We start from the raw sequence: 19,232 nt of genomic DNA on the forward strand, positions 1-19,232 counted from the left end.
ACCGCCCTAACGCAACACTCGTGCTGCACTTGGTCGGGACGCACAGCGAACACGTTATTGGCAAGACGCGGCTGCTCCTGGTCGTCATTCCGTCGGGTTTCGCTCGCAAGCCAGGTGAGACGCTTCCGAACGTTCTTGAAATATGTCCCATTCCTCTGTTTTTGCTTGCGCTCCGCAGTCAACTGTGGCATTCTGTACGTATGAATGGACGTATGGAGGGCGAATGAATCGCAAGCTGACTATCTCGATTGATGAAGCGGTCTATGTCGGGTTACTGGCCACCGTTGGACGCGGACGGATCGGGGCCTTTCTCGAAGGCCTGGCCCGTCCGCTCGTGGTGCCTGGACATCTCGACGCCGCTTATTCGGAAATGGCGGCGGATGCCGGCCGCGAGCAGGCGGCTGAAGAATGGACCGAAGCACTTCTCTCGGACTCGCATGCTGCGTGGTGAGCTATGGTGGGTCGATTTCGGCCCGACCATCGGTAGTGAAATCCACAAGCGTCGCCCTGCAGTGATCGTGAGTAACGATGCTGCGAATCGCCATGCGAGCCGTGTGCAGGTGATTCCGATCACCAGCAATGTCGCCAAACTCTACCCGTGCGACGCCTCTCTCGCAGTCGAGGGCCGAGCCGCTCGGGCGATGGCGGATCAACTGATGACGGTCAGCAAGAATCGCCTGCGAGGAAGGATTGGAGCGGTGAGCAAGAGTGAGATGCGTGCCGTCGAGAGTGCCCTTCGGGTCCAGCTCGCACTGTTCTTTGACGCGCCCGCGGAAAATGGCCGTCCGGGGCCGAGAGCGACGGGCGGGCTAAAACCTGTTGCTCGATCAGTCCCCGTCCGGCCAAAGGAGATTTTACCCTAAATCCGAAGACTCTGCCGTTCCCGAACATTCATGACGGTTTGCTCGGCATGTTGGGCAGAGGCCGCAGTAGTTCGCTTCGATGAGCCCACCCGCCGGAACGATGTCGAGCCAGCCCGCGGCAACGGCTTCCTCCATGGAAGCGACGCCTTGTCCTGCATCGCATTCCTGGCAGGTTAGTGAGAAAACCGGCCTGTCCGGTGAAGGGATGTCTGAATTACTCGTCTCGCGGTGACTTCGACCATGGTCCATTTAACACATCCTTTAAAGGCAGGAGATGACTTGAAGTGACTTGCTCGCCGCCGCTAGGCCCTCAGAGCGTTGGCGGCTGCTGTAACCCGTGTAGAAACTCGACAGCTTTCGTCGCGAGTGACGCAGCGGTAAAGATCGCCCGTTTGTCGTCTTTCAGCACCTTCAGCCAGCATTCGAGATAGCTGGCGTGATCGTCTCGGACTTCCGGAGTGATGCCGAGATCTGCACAAAGAAAAGCCGATCCTAGTTCGGCAACCAGTTCTTCCGCGGCGTACCCGGCGTCGCCCCAGCGTTTGCGGCCGAGATTGCGATCCAGCCGAGAAGGATGCCGCGTCCAGTGTATCAGCTCATGGGCTAGTGTCGCCGCATGTGATTCCGCATCGCGAAACGTCGCGAAGTGCGGCAGCCGAATGTAGTCCTCCTCGATGGCGTAAAAGGCTCGATTGCCTCCATGACGAATGTCGGCCCCTGTTCCGCGAAAGAAGCTCTCCGCGTGTTCGATTCGCTCATGCGTCCGCGTCGCGAATGGAACGGTCGCAGTGAAATGAACCGGCAAACCCTCGATCTGGTCGGCATTAAACACGGTGTATTGCTTCAGAAATGGCTGGTCGGTCTCCACCTCATCGCCCGCCTCGTCCGTGCCCTTCTTTTTAAACGTGCTGGCATAGACGACCGGCGAGCCGCGTTCGCCCTTCTTGACGTGGGCCTTCAGTTCCCGTGCCTGCTGAAACGTCAGCCAGAATGGCGACGTGTAGCCGTTCAGTTCGGATGACATCCACAACGACAGAACGTTGACTCCTTGGTATCGCTCCCCATTGTGCCGCAAGGGTCGCGTGACGCTCCCGGCGGCATGTTTCACCTGCCACGGCTGAAACCAGGGCCGAACGCCTTGCTGGAGCTGTTCAACGATCTGATTTGTGATGCGGGTATATACATCCTCGCGGAGTGTCGTCGCTTTCATGGTTCGCCTTCCTTCTCATGTTGACTGTTCTTCACTTGGCAAAACGCCATGCGTTTGGGGCAAGGGAGGCGAAAGGCCCAAGAGCACGGGGAAGTTCAGTCAAGGCCGACCGGCGTGGAGGGCACCGGTCTGCACGCAGCGGAGCGAAGGAAGACTGGGAGGAGGCCGATAAGCCGGTCGCGCGGGCCCCAGCCTTGACGGAACTGGGGTGTCCCCACGTAACGAAAGCCCGGAGACGCCGACAGGCGTCACGACGTTTCTTGCCGTCAGCGGACGGTCGCGTCAGCCACTGATTACGGCTTCGGTATTTCGGTTTGCTGTCCGAGTTTATCTGCGTCGCCCACCGCGGAAGGGCGGTCACTGGGGCGATTGCAGAGTGCCCGAATCTTTTCGATGTAGCCGTCCATGTAGTGATAGGTGAGGGGATCCCAAGCCCCCACGGCCTCCGGAGGCGCGCGCCTGGCGGACCGCTTGCGCGTGACGCGGTGTGCTTGGCGGACCTGTCGGTCAAGCTCTCGCATCTCGTCCTCACTCATCAGTTCGAGTTCGGACTTGGGCTCAATGTCGACGACTCTGCCTTCCGGTAGCCGCCCACGCCGACGGTGTTGCGCTTCGCTGGCGGGTCCAGTCGGTGCCACCCCGGGGGGCCGCCATTCATAGTTCCCGTCGTCGGTGAGCTGAGCCCGTGCACCGGCATGACGGTACTTTGGAATCAGCCGCGTGATCGGATCGGTCTGGTTCACAATCCGCAGATATCGGTCATTGAACGTGTCGTGCAGGAACCCGCAGAGGTTCTCGCTCATCACCAGCGGCTGGCCGAAGGTAACGATTCCATGCACCGAGATTCCCTCCTCCTTCAGCGCCTTGAGTGTGAAGGCGGTTGCCAGTGCTCCTCCCAAACTGTGGCCCGTGATCCATACCGTTTTGCTGCGGGCGCCGAGTCCGATCGCCGCTTCCGCAGCGTCGTCGTAGATAACGTCGAGTGCTTTGGAAAAGCCTGAGTGGACATGCCCGCCGAACTGATCCTTCGCCAGTCCTTTAATGTCCGTCACGATGTCAGCAAGTCCCTTTGTGCCGCGGAACGAGATGACGACAGCGCGTTCATCGGCCGCGACAAATCCTTCGGACGATTCTTTGGACAGCGGCCGGACGACAACGTTCGTTCCCAGGACTGAGGCGTGGGCGACTTGATCAGGAGCCTCGTCGTAGGAGATGTTGGCGAGTGTGGCCAGGGTCAGGACGGTCTTCCACCGGATGCGGTCGCCCTGTGCGGGCGGCGTTGCCAGTTCATCGAACGAGGCAACGGCAGCCGGCAGCGGCTCCGGCACAACAGGCTTGGGCTTCGTTCCCTGGTCAGGCTTCGGAGCCGGCTTCTTGGCGGCAGGACAGCCCGCGAGCCAGACCGCACAGACCAAGGCGATGGCCAGAGATTTTCGGTTCGTTGACATGTTCCTTCGTTCCTCCAAGTTGCGGAATTCGTCGGGGGGAGTTTTGCCCGACTCAGTTCGACTCGCGGACTCCCAGCGCGATGCGAAGTTTCTCCGCCTGCTGTTCTTTCGACAGTGTCGAGCGGCGTTTCAGGAGGTCATTTGCATCGTTGATGGAGTCACGATCATCGAGATGCTCGTTGAGCCAGCGCTCGTGGCCGGCCCTGATGCGAGCTCCGCGGCCAACCAGTGCCGCCGGGTGCGAAACGACGCTCACGCAGATCACGATAAACTTGCGAACCGAAATCATGGCGATCTCCCAACTACGATCCGAGGGGCGGCAGACATACCGCCTCATTTCAGGATCGCGAAAGTGGGGCGCCACGCAACGACAGATTGGCTCTCTCAAGCGTGCCTGAAGAAGTCACCGAAATGCACCAGCGCGCCCAGGCGCGCCTGGGCGCTTGATGTCACTCTCGGCCGTCCTCAAGCAGATCGCCCAGACGATAGAAGGTCTTGCCATTCGCCTGTCCGCCTTCGCGAAAGGCCGGCTCGATCTCGAGCTTCTTCACCTTTCGACGAATCGACTCGGCCGTCCGATTCAGACGGACGGCGACCTGCGCTCGTGATAGCCAGAGATCCTGTTCATCCGTGGTGACTTGGTTGTGTTGGTCGACATCCGCGATGCCGGTCAGTGGCGTCGCCAAGGCACCCGCCTCTTTTTCTACTGCCTCGCAGATCTTCGTCAGGTCAGCCAACGAGGTGCGGAACTTTGCCACTTGGGCTTGGGTATCTTTGCAACGGAGCCGCTTCTCCTCGTCCGTTTCCGCAGCAGTAAATGTGTTGGCGATCTGGACCAGCTGGGCGATACGCTCAATGAGTGTTGCGAATTCTTTGAGCGCCTTGCGTTCAGGCCTCGACGCGGATGCTTCCCAACCCGCGTTGAGCAGATTGTCCGCCATGACGGCCCGGGCCTCAGTGATCGGCAATGTCCTGAATGCCGACTCCACCATTTCGGCACCGCCGGTTTTCCAGGACTCAACGACAGTTTCCTGGAAGACTGTTTCAAGCTGCGAACAGTCTTCGGCCAGCCGCTCGACGGCGGCCCGCACGAGGCCTTGGCATGGACTATTTGGCACTTAGAGCACCCAATTGCGATCCGTGCAATCGATGTGAGGAGAGTTGGAACGTCGCCGCCGCTGCTAGCCGCCTTAGCCCGACACCAACTCGTAAAGCCGTTTGCCCTTCCGCATGGATCGCAAGTATTCGAGCTTCTCCGCGATTGACTGTTCGTAATCTTCGGACGGCTGATGCTTACTTCCTTGAACTATGCGCAAGCTCTGCCCGACAAGGAGTATTAACTCCTTGCCCTTTGGCCTCGTATCTTCATGTGTGGAGTACCACGCATTGAAGTCCACGAACGCTGCGAACGCAGAGCGAACAGTGAGACAGAACCTTAGGTTCTGTTCCTCGGCATCGATTCCCACTCGACGCGCCTGTTTCGCATCTACGACAAGCTGGCGCAGCACGTTGACAGCATTCGCGAGGCGCTCTTGCGGCGTCTCGCGAAGCAATGGTCGAGAGGAGGACTGAATTTGATCAGTTGGTTTTGTCGGCGAAGTCATGGCTTTTGTGCTCTCGGAATCTGGCGTCATGTCCGACGATCGAGATCTGCACAGTGCGGGAAGATACAGTACTTGTTTCGTTTAACTTTGACGGACTTCTCTTACTGCGTGACAGAGGTTTTCAACGTCTCTGAGAATCCGCTTCACTTCCACCAGGCCGACATCCGCATGCCAGGACTTCGCATCCTTCGTGCCGACACCGTCATAGCCAATCTCCTCCGCCCGGTGAGCTAGATCATAGAGCGTGGAACGAAATGGGCAGCTGTCCGGACGCGCGTCCGCGGCACAACGGCAATCGTGCGCTAGGTTTAAGAAGCATTCTGCATGAAATTGGATCGATTCTGGATGCGACGGGCGAACTTCCTTTCGGAGATGGTAAGCCAACGCACTGACAGTCTCCCGAAGCGCAAAGGCAGTCCTGTCGATGGGATTCTTTTCCCAAGGATGCATTGTTGAGTAGTTCCCCCGAACTCGGTCCTCAGACCTAAGATCTCAGATCTCTGGTGATTTGCGGTCACAGCGTGACAAGCCAGAGGGAAGGGGGTCTCGCGTGCGGTGCAGACGTTCGGCAACAGCCCATTTGCCTTCATCCAAAATGAAAATGAATGTGAATCGGGAAATCATGTCGACTGACCACGGAGTGTCAAGCTCGAATCGATCGCCAGGCCCGCACGTTGTTCGCCGGGCGGCCGTTTAACCGCAGCCGGAAGAAATTTGTCCTGACGTGGAGGCATTCAAAACTTGTTGACTTTGTGAGCGGTGTGAGGCACGGTGGCACGACAGACAGAGTGGGCAATCAGCAGATGACCGAGCGGGCCAGCCGAGCCATTCATTACGGAGAGATTTCGTTTCCAAGCGACAAACTGACGATTGGAATGCTTCGTTCGGCCTATCCCACAGAGTTCAATCAACCGATCTCCGACGATCCGCAACCGAGGCAACCAATTTTCTTCTGGCGCACCTCGGGAGAGCACTGCGCCAAGGAGGTCGTTGGTGGGCTGCTGGAACGAGAGCGCCTGGTTGCAGCGACGGCCGCGGCAGAAGGCGCATCGCTTGTGGCGCCGCTTTGTGATTTGCGTGCGATCAAGCGGAGGATCATGTCGGAGTACATGGCACTAGGGCTTGCCCAAGGCGAGTACGAAGCCGCTGAACTGATCCGCAGGCTTGAAGACTCAGCTCGCGCTGCGGGAGCGAACTTCGGGAAATCCCGTGAAGCGAGCAGGTAATCTGAGTTGGATTTGATCGTGGGCTGCACCCGGCAAACGATCTCCCCGGCGACGGAAGTTGCTCGGGATGTTTGCAACGCGACTAAGGCGGAAGTTTGCTCAAAACAGCGTCCTGCAACCACGACGGCACGGCTTCTGTTCTCAGAATCAGTTCATCGCCGCCAGTGATCTCGGCGAGCAAGAGGGGTTGGCTTCCAGAGTTGTCAAAGAGATACGCTCGATCGGTCTTGCGAATCGCATCGAAGAGTAGATCAAGAGATCGTGCATAGCGGGCGAGGATCTTGTCCTCTGGAACCGTGTGCCCACCGAGAACAACACGATTATGCACCCGCGAGACGTTAATCGCCGGGTCTTCGGTTGCGATGTAGTACAGGTACGTCCGGAACCCGTGTGCCTTGGCAAGATCGAGCAAGGCAACCTTGTCCTTGGACGACATGACGGTTTCGAATGTGAAGGAAAGCTTCGCTGCGATGAGCTTCCGACGCAGCCAGTCCGAAAGGACCGAGGCGAGATAGCCATCCGCAAGCGCAGGCGGCAGCGTCAGCAACTGGTGATCGACCGCTAGCGACGTCAGGAGCGAATCGCGTTGAATCGGGTCGAGGAGCTCGGATTTTGCAAGAAAGTCCTTGAGCTCGTCGGGAGATGTGGTGATTCCGAACGCTGACAAAGCCAGCCGCCCGGTGGTCGCCAGTTCCTTCTGAATGTCGTCCGGATTAACGTAGACGCCGAGCAATTCCGGCGGGAGTTCGGCCTTGAACGTGCTCTTGCCAGACCCGTTCGGCCCGGCGATCATCCGAATCCGAGGAACGTTCGCACTCACGAAAGCTTGAGTGGCCGGCCAACTTTCACACGCACGCGTGGACGGAGATTCTTGATGGGCGTGCGCCCGTCCTTCGTGACTTCGTAAAGCACGCCGGAGTCAGCAACGAGAACTTTCTGCCCGGAAGCGATCGCGTTTCGGTACGCCTTGCCCACAGCGACCGCCGCCAAGTGCGGAATCTCCGACTCTTTCTGCTGTAGGATCTGGTCGTTGTCGAGCTGCTTAGCCATCGAGACATTCTACCACAGCTGAGGGGGGCGGAGAAGGAGAATCTCACGTAGGGATGACGCGATGGGCCGCGCGGATGAGGCCACGCGGCCCATTCCTTCTTACCGCTGCTGCGAGTAGCTAGGGAGTGGCCGCCGGATCTGCTTCAAGCTGTGGCATCTCCGGAGCCGTTGCGGAAGGATGGCTGGCAAGATCGGGCAGGGAGCAGAACTCGAAACCATCGCCCGTGCTAACCAGACCGAAAAGGACATCTGCGTGGCAATTGGTCTGGCAGAGCCCTCCAGATTCAGTCGGACACTGGGAGAACGGCATAAACCCGACATAGCGCCAGCCGTACAACCGCTTTCGGCAGTCCGGGCCGGGAGACACGACCGCTTCGTAGAGTCCAAGCGGTACGCGGTAACCTTTAACGGTCATTGAAAAGTCCGCGCATTTGGAGGGACCACCCGCCGCTGCGGTCGGCGCGCCAAAAGCTCCGGCGAGGCCAGGAACCTGGCCGAGAAGTTCAGTCACCTTCGAGTCGACATCAGCATTCAGTGTCTGCAATGTGCCATTCTCGAACAGAGTGACGGTCGTGTTGTTCGTTCCGAAGCCGACGCACTGCTTGACCACGTATTCTTCCGTGAAGTCAGGAAGATAGGCGATGGACAACTTCACATGGTCGGGAGCCGACTCCGCTGGCTCAATCTGCAGATACGGCTTGGAGCGGTAGAACCGCACGCCTTCATCGTTCTCGCATTGGAGCCGCCGGATGCTGGTCTTGGCACAGCCAGCGGTGAATACGCACAGCCCCATCACAAGCGCATGGCGCCACATAAAGCCCCTCCCTGGGGAAAAGAACTCGAAGCCCACCAATTCCGGCGAATCCTTTCGCCACGAATAGGATCGACGATCGTCAAATTGGCAATGACCGGGGAAATGGTAAAAACCCTGAATAGCCGCGAACCGGCTTAGTGGAATCCGTCCTGTCGTCCCGATCGGAATTTCGAGTGCGTCCGCGTTAGGTGGAGGGGATCGCAAACTTCCTCAAAACTGACGTCGCCACCGTCCCTACAGGCGATATGATCCGTCATGGGCGTTCTACTCAGGAGATAACGATGGCGGGCAATCACGTGCGGATCAGAGACCTTGAAGCAGGGGATGTTCTGCTTTACCGGCCGACCGATAGCTGGAAGAACGTAATCTCCAAGATGATCCGGATGATCGATGGGGGAGAGGTCAGTCACGCCGGCATCTATTTGGGTGACGGACAGGTCGGCGAGGCATTGATCGCCGGAAATTCCGGCGTGAACCGAAATTCCGTTGAGGTAAGCTTTGACGGGTGCGACTGGGTTGCAGTGAGACGGCTTCCTGGGAAAAGAAATGACCTGCGTCCCGTCCTCGCCGCAGCCACAACGATGCTCGATCAGAAGAACCGCTATGCGTACGAGCAGATCCTGTTGCTTGCCGTGCTGCTGCTCACGCGAAAAGTGAAGTTGGAAAACCCCATTCTGCGGAAGATCATCACCACGACGATGGATAAGGCGAACCGCTGGCTCAGCGCGATGCTGGGCGAGGGGCGTGAGCCGATGATCTGCTCGGAATTCGTCTATCGTTGTTACGATCAGGCAGACGAGCGGGATGAGGATCCGTATTCCCTGCTGATCGGAGGGGGCGGCCCAGTAGCCGCTCAGGGGCGGTTCATGCGTCGACGCAGGCACGCTGCGTCACCCGCTGCGGCCGCGCAGGCGCCAACGATTCATCCGGAGAGCCTCATGGCGCGTTTGGCAAACAATCCGCCAAAACTCGCCATGCAAGCAGGGCCCGCGGCCGCTGCGCCCGCCGATGAGACGGCCGCCCAACCGGACCCGGAATTGATAGCGCTGATTAAGGCCTACGAGGCCTCGGAGCATTCGCCGGTCGGTAAAGCCATGCAGGCGCCGGCAGCTGCCGCTGCGCCCGACATTGACGAGGTCGAAGCGAAGGCGGGCGAATTCGCGCAGCTCCTGCAGATGACGAAAGCGCCCATGCAAGCCGCAGCTTATGGCGGCGTGGAGGACGGGCCGACGGAGGTGATCCGCACGATCTCAGACTTCGTCACGCCCGCGGATCTTTGGCGGACGGGCAGCCTCTCGTCACTCGGAGCGGTTTATCCGGGCCGCTGATGCTCCGAACTGCGCGTCGGCTTGCGTGATCGTCGGCAAGTGGAGATAACGCTCGGCATGGCCGGTACGTTCGTCTACGTGGACGGCGAGTCGCACTACATTCGCGCCCAGAATTCTTGGGCGGCGATCCATGGTGCGGATGCTCATCTGCGCGATTTGCGCTACGTGGATGAAGACGGCGATTCGCTCGTCCTGATCAATCCGGCAGCAAAAGTTTTCTGGACCCGGCGGATGCATCCGAATGCAAACCGGATCACTTATTTCACGGCCATTGCCGGAGAGCCGAAGGCCAAGTTCGAAGTTCAGAAGCAGCTGCGAAGCTTTTCCATCGACTCCGAAGTGGTGCATGAGCCCAAGACCCGAGCTGACCAACGCGCAAACGCCTTGAGGTCCCTGGCTCTCATTGAGAAGGCCAAAGGGGTGGACATCGCGCTCGCGGTGCGGATGATCAGCGATGCCCATCATCACGCGTTTGACGAATGTCATCTCTACACGAGTGACGTGGACTTCTTACCGGTGATCGAGCTCGTGAGAGGGCTCGGAAAAAGAGTCTTTGTCCACGGTTTTTCTTCTGGACTTGCCGAAGATTCGCAGCTGCTAGTGATCCCAGATCGCTTCTATGACCTCGAGCAGATGCTGAGGGAAGAATGCACACGCTGCGCTTCCGTTCCCCCCCAGTGCGAAGGAGGAGCGTAAGCCATGGCCGTGCCGACGATCATGAGATTTGAGCTGACGACTCGCGATCACCCGCGTGAGCTCTGGCAGCGTTTGATGCCGCAGGGAAAAACAGCACTGAACCGTACTGCGTGGCGAGGTAAGGAAGCTCGCAGCTGCGGCATCGTCGGAGTCAGCATTCGCTCCCATTCGTCGGAGAGTCAGAAACCTCGCATCGCGGATGTGACCGTGGCCTACCGTCCGCAAGGCTACATCAACTTCGTTGGCGGAACCCGCTATGACGGGTGGACAGCACTCGTGCCAGATCAGCCGAGCGGTGGATTGCTTGGCGGTGAGCAGAAGCCGGTGGACGCCGGCCGCGAAGCCCTCACCCGCCGGTACGAGGTCTATGGAGATACGGAGTTCAATGCGATCGACTTCGGCGAGCTCGTCGAAGAAGTCCCGGTTCGCGACGAGACATTTGCCGACTACGAGACGGTCACCAGCCAACTCCTGTCAGGTGAGGCGGCGTTTGAGATCTCTATGTCGACAACGTTTCTCGCTCATCGCCGACATCGGCCTGCGGTGAAGATCGTGATCGGATCATCCAGGGGCGGCGTCAGGGTGGATGGTTTCGGCACGCGACTGACCTTCATTGAGAGCCACACTGACCGACTCGAAGAACAGCTGCTCGATGAAGTTACCGAACTTGTGAGCGGACTGATGGAAGGTCGCTATTCGATGAATAACATCCGGTGTGGCGACTCCATCCTGGTTGATTTGAGCTCGCTGGTCGTTGACCAGCGACCTCTGGCTTCGGGCCTACAGCCCAGCTTCGCGTGCCTCGATCAGTTCGCATCCAAGGAATGGTTACTCGATCTGACGAAGAGGCTTCGAGCGACCTACGCTGTTGACGTAACGCCGGTCATCGGAACGAAGTTGGGACTGCTGCTGCGACAGGAAGGCACGAATTCGCAGGATCACTGAGGGCACGCTTGTCCTCATACGGTCACGTGATCGCATTCTGACGAGCAACGAGTAGAGAACCGACAAGCTCAAATTCCGCTTGTTTCAGCGACGCCCTTTCGCCGCCTTCGCGGAGGCTCCAGGGACATTGACAGCGTCCGCTTCGAGCGCGCGGTCTGCTGAGTCGTCCAGTTGAAGGCGCATCCAGTCCGCGAGCGGCCGACGGTCCTTCTTCGCCGCCGCCTCCCAGCGAACCAGCTGCGCGTCTGTGACCCGCAAATTGATGCGTTCCCCCTTCGTCGTCATCGCCCCGTCGTAACGGACGACCGACGTACATCGCAAACACACTGGTCACCACGGGTAACCATTGTGCACCAGTGTCGCGCGACAGTACGCTCTTCGTCAAGTTTGATGCCTCGCCGTTTGGCAACTTTGTCTGGGCGGCGGTGGCGGTCCGCTTGTCATCGAAATGATCGAGGGGAACATGACTCGGTTTATTGCGGCGGCCGCGGTTGCGGCTCTTCTTGTAGGGCAGCTGTCATTCGCTCAGGGCGGAAACGGTGATGCTGACGAGCTTTCGCGAGCGGCCGGCTATTGCCAAAGCAGCGACTTCGCCACCCAGGCCAAGGGGTTCGCGATCTATCAACGCCTGGCCGAGATGGGCAATCCCAAGGCGATTGGAGAACTCGGCAACTGCTACGGAAGCGGTGTCGGCACAAAGAAGGACGACGACGCGGCGCTGAGCTGGTACCGGAAAGGGGCAGAGTTGGAAAATCCCCGATCCATACGTGGAGTGGGAACGTCTTTCTACCACGGCAAGGGAGTCCGTGAGGATCGTAAGGAAGCTTTCCGGTGGTGGGAGAAGGCCGCCGGCCTCGGCGATGGTGGCGCCATGCGGAACATCGGCATCGAGTATGAGCATGGCGGCGTGGTCGAGAAGGACGCCGCAGTTGCAATTACGTGGTACAGAAAGGCCGCCGATGCCGGTGATGCCGGAGCAATGCAAGCTCTGGCGCTTTGTTACGAGAACGGCATGGCCGTCGCGCAGAATTACACGCAAGCAGCCCTGTGGTACGAGAAGGCGGCTCGCAACGGTAACGCGGATGCAATGAACAATCTCGGTGTCTACTACTCTAGCGGGAGAGGGGTCGCAAAAGATCTCAAGCAGGCTTTTTCCTGGTTCCGAGACGGATACCTCGCGGGCAATCTTGAAGCGACGCGGAACCTCGGAATGTGCTACTTCAACGGCCTTGGAGTGGAGAAAGACCAGGAGCGGGGGGCGACCTGTTACTGGAGTGCTGCCAGGCTGGGGCATGCAGACGCAAAAGTGGATTTAGGTCTCTGCTACTACCTGGGCCAAGGGCGGCCAACCGATGCTAAAGAGGCGGTGGCGTTGTGGACTGAAGCAGCAGAGCTCGGAAACTTCCGCGCGCTGTGTTCATTGGGAATTGCCTACGACACAGGCGTGGGCGTCGCGCAAGACACCGCGAAAGCAAAAGAGCTGCTGAAGAGAGTCGCGGGTCAGGACAACGGGCTTGCGGGTAAGTATCTGGCCCAGATGGAGCAGCGCGAGAAGCCGGCCGCTGTTCAGCGAAGACCTCAAACGTCGCCCAAAGCTCCCCAATCGACTCGGCCATCATCTGCTGAGGTCAACAGTGCCGAAAAAGTACTGGAGGCGGCAGTACTCCTCGGCGGAGCTGCCCTGCTGTTTGGAATGCTGTCGACCGACGAGTCTTCGGGAAGGAAGAGCGGCGGTTCTATCTGTCCTGAATGTGGTGGGAGTGGCGGAGGATACAATACTCCGACCGGGGGCGGTCCGGGCTCTGCGTACTTTGTCCGCTGCGGCGTTTGCAGCGGCACCGGTCGGATCAGCGACTAGTGCAGGGTTGGGCGCCCTGGCGTTGGCTTGGGCGACGTCACTCTCCTCGTCGTGATTCGCGATTCGAACAGGCATCTGGAGGCACTTTTCAAATCGATATCCGTTCCACCGTGTTTCGAGTGATTCGACGCTGGCGACGATCATAAAGTCGCGTCGTGCGCGGATCCGCGTGGCCGGCCAGTTGCTGAACCGCTTCGAGTTCGACACCGTTTTCGAGCAGGTCAGTGATTGTGGTGACTCGAAACGAGTGCGGCGAAAGGTGCGTGGAAAGGCCGGCGTCGACCAGCCGACGCTTCATCATGCGGTAGATGTCGTTGCCGGAAACTGGCAGACGGGTTAGTCGGCCAGTTCGCCCGATGATCGACCGGAAGAGCGGAGCCTCCTTTGGCTCGTCGCGCCAATCGAATGAATCAAGGTAACTGAGAAGATGGACCTGCAGGTCATGGCGAACGGGGATCTGCCGCGACTTTCCGTTCTTCTCCGTAAATCGCAGCTGGTACTGCGAGCCATCCCAAGTGAGGTCACCAATCCGCAGATTCGCCGCAGCGCCGCGGCGAGCGGTGGTGTAGATCAAGACGGCGATGATCGCGACATCGCGGCGGCCGACCGGATGCGTCGGGTCAATGGTCGCGAGTAATTTGCGGGCGTCCGCCTTCGGAATCTCCGGCGTCTTGCCCTCGGCGCTGTAACGCTCGCCACGTACCGACGCCGCGGGAGAGAAGATCAGAATATGCCGCACGACCAGATGATCGAAGAACGCTTTGATTGCACTGAGCGCGAGTTTCTTGGTAGGGATGCTTCCGCGATGCTCATCGAAGTAGCGACCGATCATGCCGGGCGAAATATCGCGCAAGGCAATGTTCTGCGATTCCATCGCTGCAAGGAATCGGCGGATGTGATGAGTGTAGGCCGCACGTGTGTGACGGTTCCGGATCTGGCCGCTGAAGAACTCTTCCCAGCAATAGCGTCCAGCGTCGCCAAATGCGGCGATTGAGTTCGGGAGCCAGGTGTCAGTCTTCAATCCACCTGATTGCGGGCCTAGGAGTACGTTGTTGTATTCAGTCATGCCGCATCATCCTTTGCGGCTTGCCGTGACCGAATGAGAGTGACATTGGCCCCCACTGGAGTGAGCGCCATCCGCTGCTCAGCGGTCAATATTTCGGCCGCGAACTCAACTCCAGTCGCGAGGCACGCACGATCAGCGAATGACAAGCCGTGAGGTGAGGTGTGCGGAAGAAGCGAGGCGGCTGCGGTCGCCCGGGTGCGATCAAAAGGCACTACGGTCAGGTACTGTCGTTCGAGAAACTGATGCGCCGTGATGATGTCGGCCCCACGTTCAATCAGCTTTGTGAAGACTTCGCTGTAGTTGACGGCCGACATCGTTGCTCCATAGAGCACCGGCTTCACCAGGTCCGATCCGGGCTCGTCAAGGAATGCCGCCAGCAACGCGGAGGCGTCGAGCACCACATTAGCCACGCGGCGACGTTTCGCCGGTTGGCGCTCCTTCGCTCTCAGTTCTCTCGCGTGCCGCTTCCGCGTGACGATCCGCCAAGAGTTCGTCGACCAAACTCACGCCGGCCGGCACGAGCGACTTAAAGTAATCCTGGGCGGCCTTCAACGATTGCTCGGGTGTCTCGATTCGGTACGAGTCGCCCGACGGCACGACAAGCACTTCGTCCCCTGATGAGAGGTGAAGCTTGTCTCTGACCCGCTGCGGCAGCACGATCCGCCCCGACCGGTCAAGTTTGGTGCGGTAGACGTGTGAAGGAATGGTCCCGATGTCGTCCATGACGTTTTCTCCTGTCTTGGCATGTTCTATCCAGCAAGCCACAGAACAAGCTCAACGTCAATCAGAAAGTGAATGCCCAACTAGGACGTCCTGACGATCTACTGCACCATAACGTCCTTTATGAGTCGCTAGGGCTCAGAAGGTTAATGAGCATCCGAGGGCCAGATGGATTCCCACGCCGGACATGCGAGTGGCAGGCCGAGACGTGGTTCCGCCTATTCACAACTGTGGCATGCTCTTCTCGAGCGTGAGCTATTGGCGAAGCGTTTTAATCGACTGGGGAGAGAAGAACTCCACGCCGGTGTGCGGGCTCGTGCAGGCCATGCGGTCTTGAAACTGAACACCCTCACATATCGCTCCAAAGAGCAGGCGCGGTTAGAATAGGTCACGACTACTTTGACTTGTGTTTGTTCACATGGATTATGTCTATGCGCTCGACTGTTACATCTGGACAGTCTCTGACGAGCACTGAGAGTGCTTTAAGCTCACCAGGCCGAGTGAAGCTCATTGTGTCCTTTGTAAGTTCGCGATCGAGTGGGATCTCCTTCTCGCCGAGAACTTCGACATCAGAGTATGCCACGATGCCGATGCATGGTTTTTGATCAGAGTCTGGAGTCTTTTGTCGCCGGATGGAGAACGAGAGTTGCTGCTCGCCCGCATCAACGAAGAACGAGGGGGACACTGCCCCCTCGAACCCCCATGAATAAGCGCCTGGTTTCAATGAACCGGTGACGGTCCTTCTCTGCCGAAGAGATGTCCCGGCAGAAGCGGGCCGGGCGACTTGGAGATCTGCTGTCAATTGAAGAGTCGAGTCACACCACCAGTATTGCTGGAGATCTCTAGCTTCTACGCCTTCAAGTGGAACCGAGTGGAGCCAATCGGTCGCCAGCTGAGGTGTTTCTTTGCCGGGTGCCTTGTCGACCAAGCGGCATCCGAGGAGCTGGAGTTCGGCACCTAAGGGCCATCCACGACTCGCCTTGTCGACCGGCCCTGCGATGTCGGCTGACGGAGGTGATAGCGACAACGTTGTCAGAAACCCGTCGAAAAAGTCGTATTCATCCAACACGTCTGACTTCGGCCGCAACCAGACTGTGCAAGAATAGACTTTGCCGTCGGCAGGAATCGAATGTTGTTTCCATCGACCGTTGTAGTCAGTCACAAAGCCATCCGGGAATCCAGGCTGAGCGCAGAACGTTACTGGATCGGACGTCTTCGGTACCCGGACAAACAATTCGATCCAACGGGGCGTCTCGGTAATTCGAAAACCTGTGTGCTCACGCCCTCCTGGGTTCAAGCTGACGTTGGCATAGACATTGGTGCCGAATCCGGAGCGCTTGAATGCGAACGCATCATCGACAACGTTCAAGTTCATTTCGAATTGAGCAAGGGGCGACGCGCCATCCAGTATGTTGGTGTGTGCCGGCAGGTAGTCGTGATCCTTACGTCGCGAATAGATAACCAATTGAGGATCGATCGGGCCGTACTTGTGTGCGATTGGCTGTTGAAAAGCGGTTGGGTCGCCAAGATGGATGAGGTTGAAGGCGAGAAGTTCGCGTGTCGTGCATTCGCTCGGATGCGGAGATGCTCGATCCAAATTGACTGTTTTTTTAACTCGCAATTTCACCGGGCCGTCGCCAATGTCCGACAGGCTCAGTCCGGTGGCTGTGGCCGCCAATAGACTGTGCTGAGATTGATTCGGAATCTCCTTGCCGGGATACCTTGTGAAGGTGACGTCGCTTCGCCATTCCGGAGTGCTCAGCAGGACAAGCGACCGTCTTCGTAGTGAGGCGGCGATGTCACTAAGAGACTTGGGCTTGCCGCTGTCGCTTGCCGACGCATCGATCTTTTGGGAGATCGGTACAGCGTCTTCGCGGTCGCGAAGGAAACCTGGTACTTCTTTTGTCGACCGACAGGCATCCCAATCGATGTGCAGCGGAATGCCACGGTCGAACGCGTCCTGCATTATGGTCTGCAGGCGGATGCCTCCACTTCCAAACTTCTCGTCGGACGCCAGCAAGAAGTCGCCCTGCGGAGTCTTGATGGGTTTCTCCCCTGTGACTCCTAGTCGCCATTCCCCGTGTCCACGCAATGCAATACGTCCGTTTGCAGCGCGACGCCCACCTGTTCGCGTTCGTCTACCGAAATGGACGTCCATCCATTCATCGATCTCGTCATGAGCTTGACCCGACGTGGAGAAGTGAGAGTCGCTGCAGTTGATTTCGTGCAGCTGCGTTCCTGGCGCACGGCGGCGCTTGTTCGCTTGAATGAGACGTTCATTGATTGCTTCCACCTTCGCCTTAATCGGGTTGAGCTGCTCGGCTTGGTTGCGAGTGGCGTCGAATCCGATAGAGATCGTGACTTGGTACCGTCCCCAAGCGAATGCTTCCGCGTACGCCAGTGCTGGGGCGATCACTGCATCAGTGTCGTCCAGTGTTTCATGTTGGTAGTAGGGAACCATCACAATTAGTAACGCGGGATCTTCATACAGTGGTACCCGTTGAGCGAAGGCTGGGCGTGAAGAGAGCGCGAGCAGCGCTGCGGTGCAGCACAGATAGCACCTAACTCGAGCCCCGAAACGCGTGGGGAATGTGAGCGAAAGAATGAACGCAATAACGTTACTCACGAAAGTTGTGCTCCTGAATCAAGGCGTCCGTTTCGTGACGCAGGTGAACGTAATTGATCATTCGGATGCCGTCCCATTCAGTCGCGTCAAAGAGCTGTCGCAACAGGCGCCGGACTTCAGCGTCCTGGTCGGTCGATGCCAAGTCTTCAAGGAGTTTGTCAGTGCGCCCGCCGAATCGGATCGTCGAAAGAGAGATCTCTGGCCGCAAACGAATCAACAGAAACGTTTCGCGGCCGGAAGCCGGAAAAATATTGGCTGCCGTCCAGACGTCGTTGGGAAAAGCTAGCCTTCCGCTCTGTCGCGATGCGATGTGCTGTACCCCAGCGAAAGTTACCCGATAGAGCCCACAGTCGCCATTGCCACCTGCAGTCAACAGTTTCTCAACGCCATCGCGCGAATACTTGTCGCGAGAGCGAAGCATGAACTCTTCAGGTCCGTTACCTAGGTTTTGGGTTTGGTTGGCAGGCAGCTCAGCGATCCGCTGGACAAATGCCAACGAGTTGAGTGGCTCAATGGGATATTGCGGCCAAAAAGCCCAGCTAAGTCCGGCCGCAATCAGCGCCGACGCTGCACACAAGGAAAGTGTCCTTTTGGCTGAAGCGCGGCCGCACGAGTTCGGCCGATGTGACGACGTTCCTCTGGGCAAAGAGTGACTTCTTTCTGTGGACAGACTGGCGACATGTCCGAGAACTTGGAACGCCTCGCTGTCCATACGCTGGGGGGCTTGTGCCGCCAGTGCCAGCAGCGCAGTTTCTAGATTCGGGCGAATCTCAGAGCTGTCGGAAGTGCAATGTGACGAATCCGCGAGGTAATTCACCACTTCAAGAAGAATAGGAGCGACTCGTTGTGCGCTGCCCGCCGCGACCGACTCCGCACCGTGCAGGGCATGTAGGGTGTGGGCGACTGCGTCCAGCCGAGAAAAGCGATCCCGAGCAGCTCTCAGGAAATGGAGCACCGCCTGTTCGAGTGTCGCGCGGGCAGTCTCCGAGGCTTCGTCAGACTCGCTCATTGTCCCAACGATCTCTGAAACCAGAGCGAGCAGAAGTGTGAGATCCAGTGACTGACTAGATAAGAAGTCGTCCAGCTGCTCACGCCGGTAGCCGGTGAAGTAAGACTTCGAATGATCGTTGGTGGAGATGGAGTTACTCATGGTCATTCTTTCCTTCTCGCATTTCTTTTTTCAGCACCAACGTTACTCGCTCGAGAAGCTTCTGCAGCGATCGGTGCACTCGCCCCCGGCCCAGATTTCGCTCGACAACTTGCCTGTTGTTACAGATTTCGGACCAGAAATGACGCCCCGACATTTCGCGCACGAGAGTCGCGTCGAGAACCGGGCGGAGCTTCTCCATCAGGTCGTTTTGCTCGGCGTGAAGCAATTGGATGTCAGCGACTTCCAGGCCCCGCGTTTCCGCTACGAAGGTGGCTGCCCTGCTGATCTTGCGTTGACGTTTCTTATCCGCAATGTAATCGGCGACTTTGTGAAGAGTGACTCGCGAGATCACCGCGTTCCAACACTTGGGCGGGGCGTTGGGGGGGAGGTAACGAGTTTGAATGTCACCAAGAACGCACCAAGTGATCTCCTCCGCATCTCTTTCATGGCCTACTGACTCTCGGACGGTAGCCAGAATGCGACCGAAGTACCTGTCCACGATCTCCAATGATGGTCGCCGAGGTCGGTCGACGTACTCCGGCTCGCGTGCTTTACGGTTTAAACCCTTTGAGTCCATGCCATGCCCCTGCATTGCCGTTTTGCAGCCAGAGTCGCCCAGCCCGAGATG

21 protein-coding genes are annotated in these 19,232 nt (G+C 58.3%); 8 read left to right on the forward strand and 13 right to left on the reverse strand.

Annotation, left to right across the window (positions count from 1 at the left end; genetic code table 11):
• Positions 1-223 precede the first annotated feature (223 nt).
• Both Pan44_RS04950 and Pan44_RS04955 read left to right on the forward strand, forming a co-directional pair.
• Positions 224-451, forward strand: a complete 228-nt coding sequence (locus Pan44_RS04950) for an addiction module antitoxin (protein ID WP_145027842.1) — start codon at positions 224-226, stop codon at positions 449-451.
• Positions 438-863, forward strand: coding sequence for a type II toxin-antitoxin system PemK/MazF family toxin (locus tag Pan44_RS04955; RefSeq protein WP_145027844.1), 426 nt, complete (start codon positions 438-440; stop codon positions 861-863). Before Pan44_RS04950 ends, Pan44_RS04955 begins: the two co-directional genes overlap by 14 nt.
• Positions 864-1,173: 310 nt before the next feature.
• Here the strand turns inward: Pan44_RS04955 and Pan44_RS04960 are convergent, their stop codons facing one another.
• The 4 genes from Pan44_RS04960 to Pan44_RS04975 all read right to left on the reverse strand — a co-directional run bounded on the left by Pan44_RS04960 (position 1,174) and on the right by Pan44_RS04975 (position 4,612).
• Positions 1,174-2,073, reverse strand: coding sequence for an ArdC family protein (locus Pan44_RS04960; RefSeq protein WP_145027846.1), 900 nt, complete (start codon positions 2,071-2,073; stop codon positions 1,174-1,176).
• 293 nt (positions 2,074-2,366) lie between these two features.
• The gene (locus Pan44_RS04965; protein WP_145027848.1) at positions 2,367-3,521 is read right to left on the reverse strand and encodes a lipase family protein; all 1,155 of its coding nucleotides are present in this window, start codon (positions 3,519-3,521) and stop codon (positions 2,367-2,369) included.
• Between the two features lie 52 nt (positions 3,522-3,573).
• Positions 3,574-3,810: a hypothetical protein gene (locus Pan44_RS04970; RefSeq protein WP_145027850.1), complete on the reverse strand. Its 237-nt coding sequence runs from the start codon at positions 3,808-3,810 to the stop codon at positions 3,574-3,576.
• 160 nt (positions 3,811-3,970) lie between these two features.
• Positions 3,971-4,612, reverse strand: coding sequence for a hypothetical protein (locus Pan44_RS04975; protein ID WP_145027852.1), 642 nt, complete (start codon positions 4,610-4,612; stop codon positions 3,971-3,973).
• A gap of 1,301 nt (positions 4,613-5,913) precedes the next feature.
• Between Pan44_RS04975 and Pan44_RS04980 the strand changes: the two genes are divergently transcribed.
• Entirely contained in the window at positions 5,914-6,351 is a 438-nt protein-coding gene (locus Pan44_RS04980) for a hypothetical protein (protein WP_145027854.1), read from the forward strand.
• A gap of 82 nt (positions 6,352-6,433) precedes the next feature.
• Here the strand turns inward: Pan44_RS04980 and Pan44_RS04985 are convergent, their stop codons facing one another.
• The 3 genes from Pan44_RS04985 to Pan44_RS04995 form a co-directional block, all read right to left on the reverse strand.
• Positions 6,434-7,084 (reverse strand): zeta toxin family protein, encoded by a 651-nt coding sequence (locus Pan44_RS04985; RefSeq protein ID WP_231754228.1) that lies wholly within the window; start codon positions 7,082-7,084, stop codon positions 6,434-6,436.
• An 83-nt stretch (positions 7,085-7,167) separates the two neighbouring features.
• Positions 7,168-7,401 (reverse strand): hypothetical protein, encoded by a 234-nt coding sequence (locus Pan44_RS04990; protein WP_145027858.1) that lies wholly within the window; start codon positions 7,399-7,401, stop codon positions 7,168-7,170.
• A 118-nt stretch (positions 7,402-7,519) separates the two neighbouring features.
• Positions 7,520-8,251, reverse strand: coding sequence for a hypothetical protein (locus tag Pan44_RS04995; protein ID WP_145027860.1), 732 nt, complete (start codon positions 8,249-8,251; stop codon positions 7,520-7,522).
• A gap of 245 nt (positions 8,252-8,496) precedes the next feature.
• Between Pan44_RS04995 and Pan44_RS05000 the strand changes: the two genes are divergently transcribed.
• Genes Pan44_RS05000 through Pan44_RS05010 form a run of 3 tightly spaced genes read left to right on the forward strand, consistent with a single transcriptional unit; the run spans position 8,497 to position 11,184 of the window.
• Entirely contained in the window at positions 8,497-9,543 is a 1,047-nt protein-coding gene (locus tag Pan44_RS05000; RefSeq protein WP_145027862.1) for a C40 family peptidase, read from the forward strand.
• A gap of 57 nt (positions 9,544-9,600) precedes the next feature.
• Positions 9,601-10,239: an NYN domain-containing protein gene (locus Pan44_RS05005; protein WP_145027864.1), complete on the forward strand. Its 639-nt coding sequence runs from the start codon at positions 9,601-9,603 to the stop codon at positions 10,237-10,239.
• A gap of 3 nt (positions 10,240-10,242) precedes the next feature.
• Positions 10,243-11,184, forward strand: coding sequence for a hypothetical protein (locus Pan44_RS05010; protein ID WP_145027866.1), 942 nt, complete (start codon positions 10,243-10,245; stop codon positions 11,182-11,184).
• An 84-nt stretch (positions 11,185-11,268) separates the two neighbouring features.
• On the opposite strand, the gene Pan44_RS05015 is transcribed toward Pan44_RS05010, so the two are convergent.
• Entirely contained in the window at positions 11,269-11,511 is a 243-nt protein-coding gene (locus Pan44_RS05015; protein ID WP_145027868.1) for a hypothetical protein, read from the reverse strand.
• Between the two features lie 136 nt (positions 11,512-11,647).
• Here Pan44_RS05015 and Pan44_RS05020 point away from each other — a divergent pair, with 136 nt between their 5' ends.
• Positions 11,648-13,042, forward strand: a complete 1,395-nt coding sequence (locus Pan44_RS05020) for an SEL1-like repeat protein (RefSeq protein WP_197453861.1) — start codon at positions 11,648-11,650, stop codon at positions 13,040-13,042.
• 88 nt (positions 13,043-13,130) lie between these two features.
• Here Pan44_RS05020 and Pan44_RS05025 read toward each other — a convergent pair whose 3' ends face one another.
• The 5 genes from Pan44_RS05025 to Pan44_RS05045 all read right to left on the reverse strand — a co-directional run bounded on the left by Pan44_RS05025 (position 13,131) and on the right by Pan44_RS05045 (position 18,604).
• Positions 13,131-14,108: a tyrosine-type recombinase/integrase gene (locus Pan44_RS05025; protein ID WP_145027872.1), complete on the reverse strand. Its 978-nt coding sequence runs from the start codon at positions 14,106-14,108 to the stop codon at positions 13,131-13,133.
• On the reverse strand, positions 14,105-14,518 hold the full coding sequence (locus Pan44_RS05030; RefSeq protein WP_197453862.1) for a PIN domain-containing protein: 414 nt from the start codon (positions 14,516-14,518) through the stop codon (positions 14,105-14,107). The genes Pan44_RS05025 and Pan44_RS05030 overlap by 4 nt, the downstream gene beginning before the upstream one ends.
• On the reverse strand, positions 14,511-14,831 hold the full coding sequence (locus Pan44_RS05035) for an AbrB/MazE/SpoVT family DNA-binding domain-containing protein (protein WP_145027876.1): 321 nt from the start codon (positions 14,829-14,831) through the stop codon (positions 14,511-14,513). The genes Pan44_RS05030 and Pan44_RS05035 overlap by 8 nt, the downstream gene beginning before the upstream one ends.
• Before the next feature lie 391 nt (positions 14,832-15,222).
• Positions 15,223-17,289: a DUF2147 domain-containing protein gene (locus tag Pan44_RS05040; protein WP_145027878.1), complete on the reverse strand. Its 2,067-nt coding sequence runs from the start codon at positions 17,287-17,289 to the stop codon at positions 15,223-15,225.
• A gap of 157 nt (positions 17,290-17,446) precedes the next feature.
• A complete protein-coding gene (locus Pan44_RS05045) occupies positions 17,447-18,604 on the reverse strand; it encodes a hypothetical protein (RefSeq protein ID WP_145027880.1) in 1,158 nt (385 codons plus the stop codon).
• On the opposite strand from Pan44_RS05045, the gene Pan44_RS05050 reads away from it, so the two are divergent.
• The gene (locus Pan44_RS05050) at positions 18,603-19,061 is read left to right on the forward strand and encodes a hypothetical protein (protein WP_145027882.1); all 459 of its coding nucleotides are present in this window, start codon (positions 18,603-18,605) and stop codon (positions 19,059-19,061) included. The two genes, Pan44_RS05045 and Pan44_RS05050, sit on opposite strands and share 2 nt — an antisense overlap.
• The last annotated feature ends 171 nt before the right edge of the window (positions 19,062-19,232 follow it).

The organism is Caulifigura coniformis (genome assembly GCF_007745175.1).
GTDB classification, from domain to species: Bacteria; Planctomycetota; Planctomycetia; order Planctomycetales; family Planctomycetaceae; genus Caulifigura; species Caulifigura coniformis.

Excerpts from the sequence above, each read along its gene's own strand:
- Pan44_RS04950 (WP_145027842.1), top strand. The coding sequence starts at position 224 with ATGAATCGCAAGCTGACTATCTCGATTGATGAAGCGGTCTATGTCGGG.
- Pan44_RS04955 (WP_145027844.1), top strand. The coding sequence starts at position 438 with ATGCTGCGTGGTGAGCTATGGTGGGTCGATTTCGGCCCGACCATCGGT.
- Pan44_RS04960 (WP_145027846.1), bottom strand. The coding sequence starts at position 2,073 with ATGAAAGCGACGACACTCCGCGAGGATGTATATACCCGCATCACAAAT.
- Pan44_RS04965 (WP_145027848.1), bottom strand. The coding sequence starts at position 3,521 with ATGTCAACGAACCGAAAATCTCTGGCCATCGCCTTGGTCTGTGCGGTC.
- Pan44_RS04970 (WP_145027850.1), bottom strand. The coding sequence starts at position 3,810 with ATGATTTCGGTTCGCAAGTTTATCGTGATCTGCGTGAGCGTCGTTTCG.
- Pan44_RS04990 (WP_145027858.1), bottom strand. The coding sequence starts at position 7,401 with ATGGCTAAGCAGCTCGACAACGACCAGATCCTACAGCAGAAAGAGTCG.
- Pan44_RS05000 (WP_145027862.1), top strand. The coding sequence starts at position 8,497 with ATGGCGGGCAATCACGTGCGGATCAGAGACCTTGAAGCAGGGGATGTT.
- Pan44_RS05005 (WP_145027864.1), top strand. The coding sequence starts at position 9,601 with ATGGCCGGTACGTTCGTCTACGTGGACGGCGAGTCGCACTACATTCGC.
- Pan44_RS05010 (WP_145027866.1), top strand. The coding sequence starts at position 10,243 with ATGGCCGTGCCGACGATCATGAGATTTGAGCTGACGACTCGCGATCAC.
- Pan44_RS05020 (WP_197453861.1), top strand. The coding sequence starts at position 11,648 with ATGACTCGGTTTATTGCGGCGGCCGCGGTTGCGGCTCTTCTTGTAGGG.
- Pan44_RS05025 (WP_145027872.1), bottom strand. The coding sequence starts at position 14,108 with ATGACTGAATACAACAACGTACTCCTAGGCCCGCAATCAGGTGGATTG.
- Pan44_RS05035 (WP_145027876.1), bottom strand. The coding sequence starts at position 14,831 with ATGGACGACATCGGGACCATTCCTTCACACGTCTACCGCACCAAACTT.
- Pan44_RS05040 (WP_145027878.1), bottom strand. The coding sequence starts at position 17,289 with ATGGTTCCCTACTACCAACATGAAACACTGGACGACACTGATGCAGTG.
- Pan44_RS05050 (WP_145027882.1), top strand. The coding sequence starts at position 18,603 with ATGGTCATTCTTTCCTTCTCGCATTTCTTTTTTCAGCACCAACGTTAC.
- Pan44_RS05045 (WP_145027880.1), bottom strand. The coding sequence starts at position 18,604 with ATGAGTAACTCCATCTCCACCAACGATCATTCGAAGTCTTACTTCACC.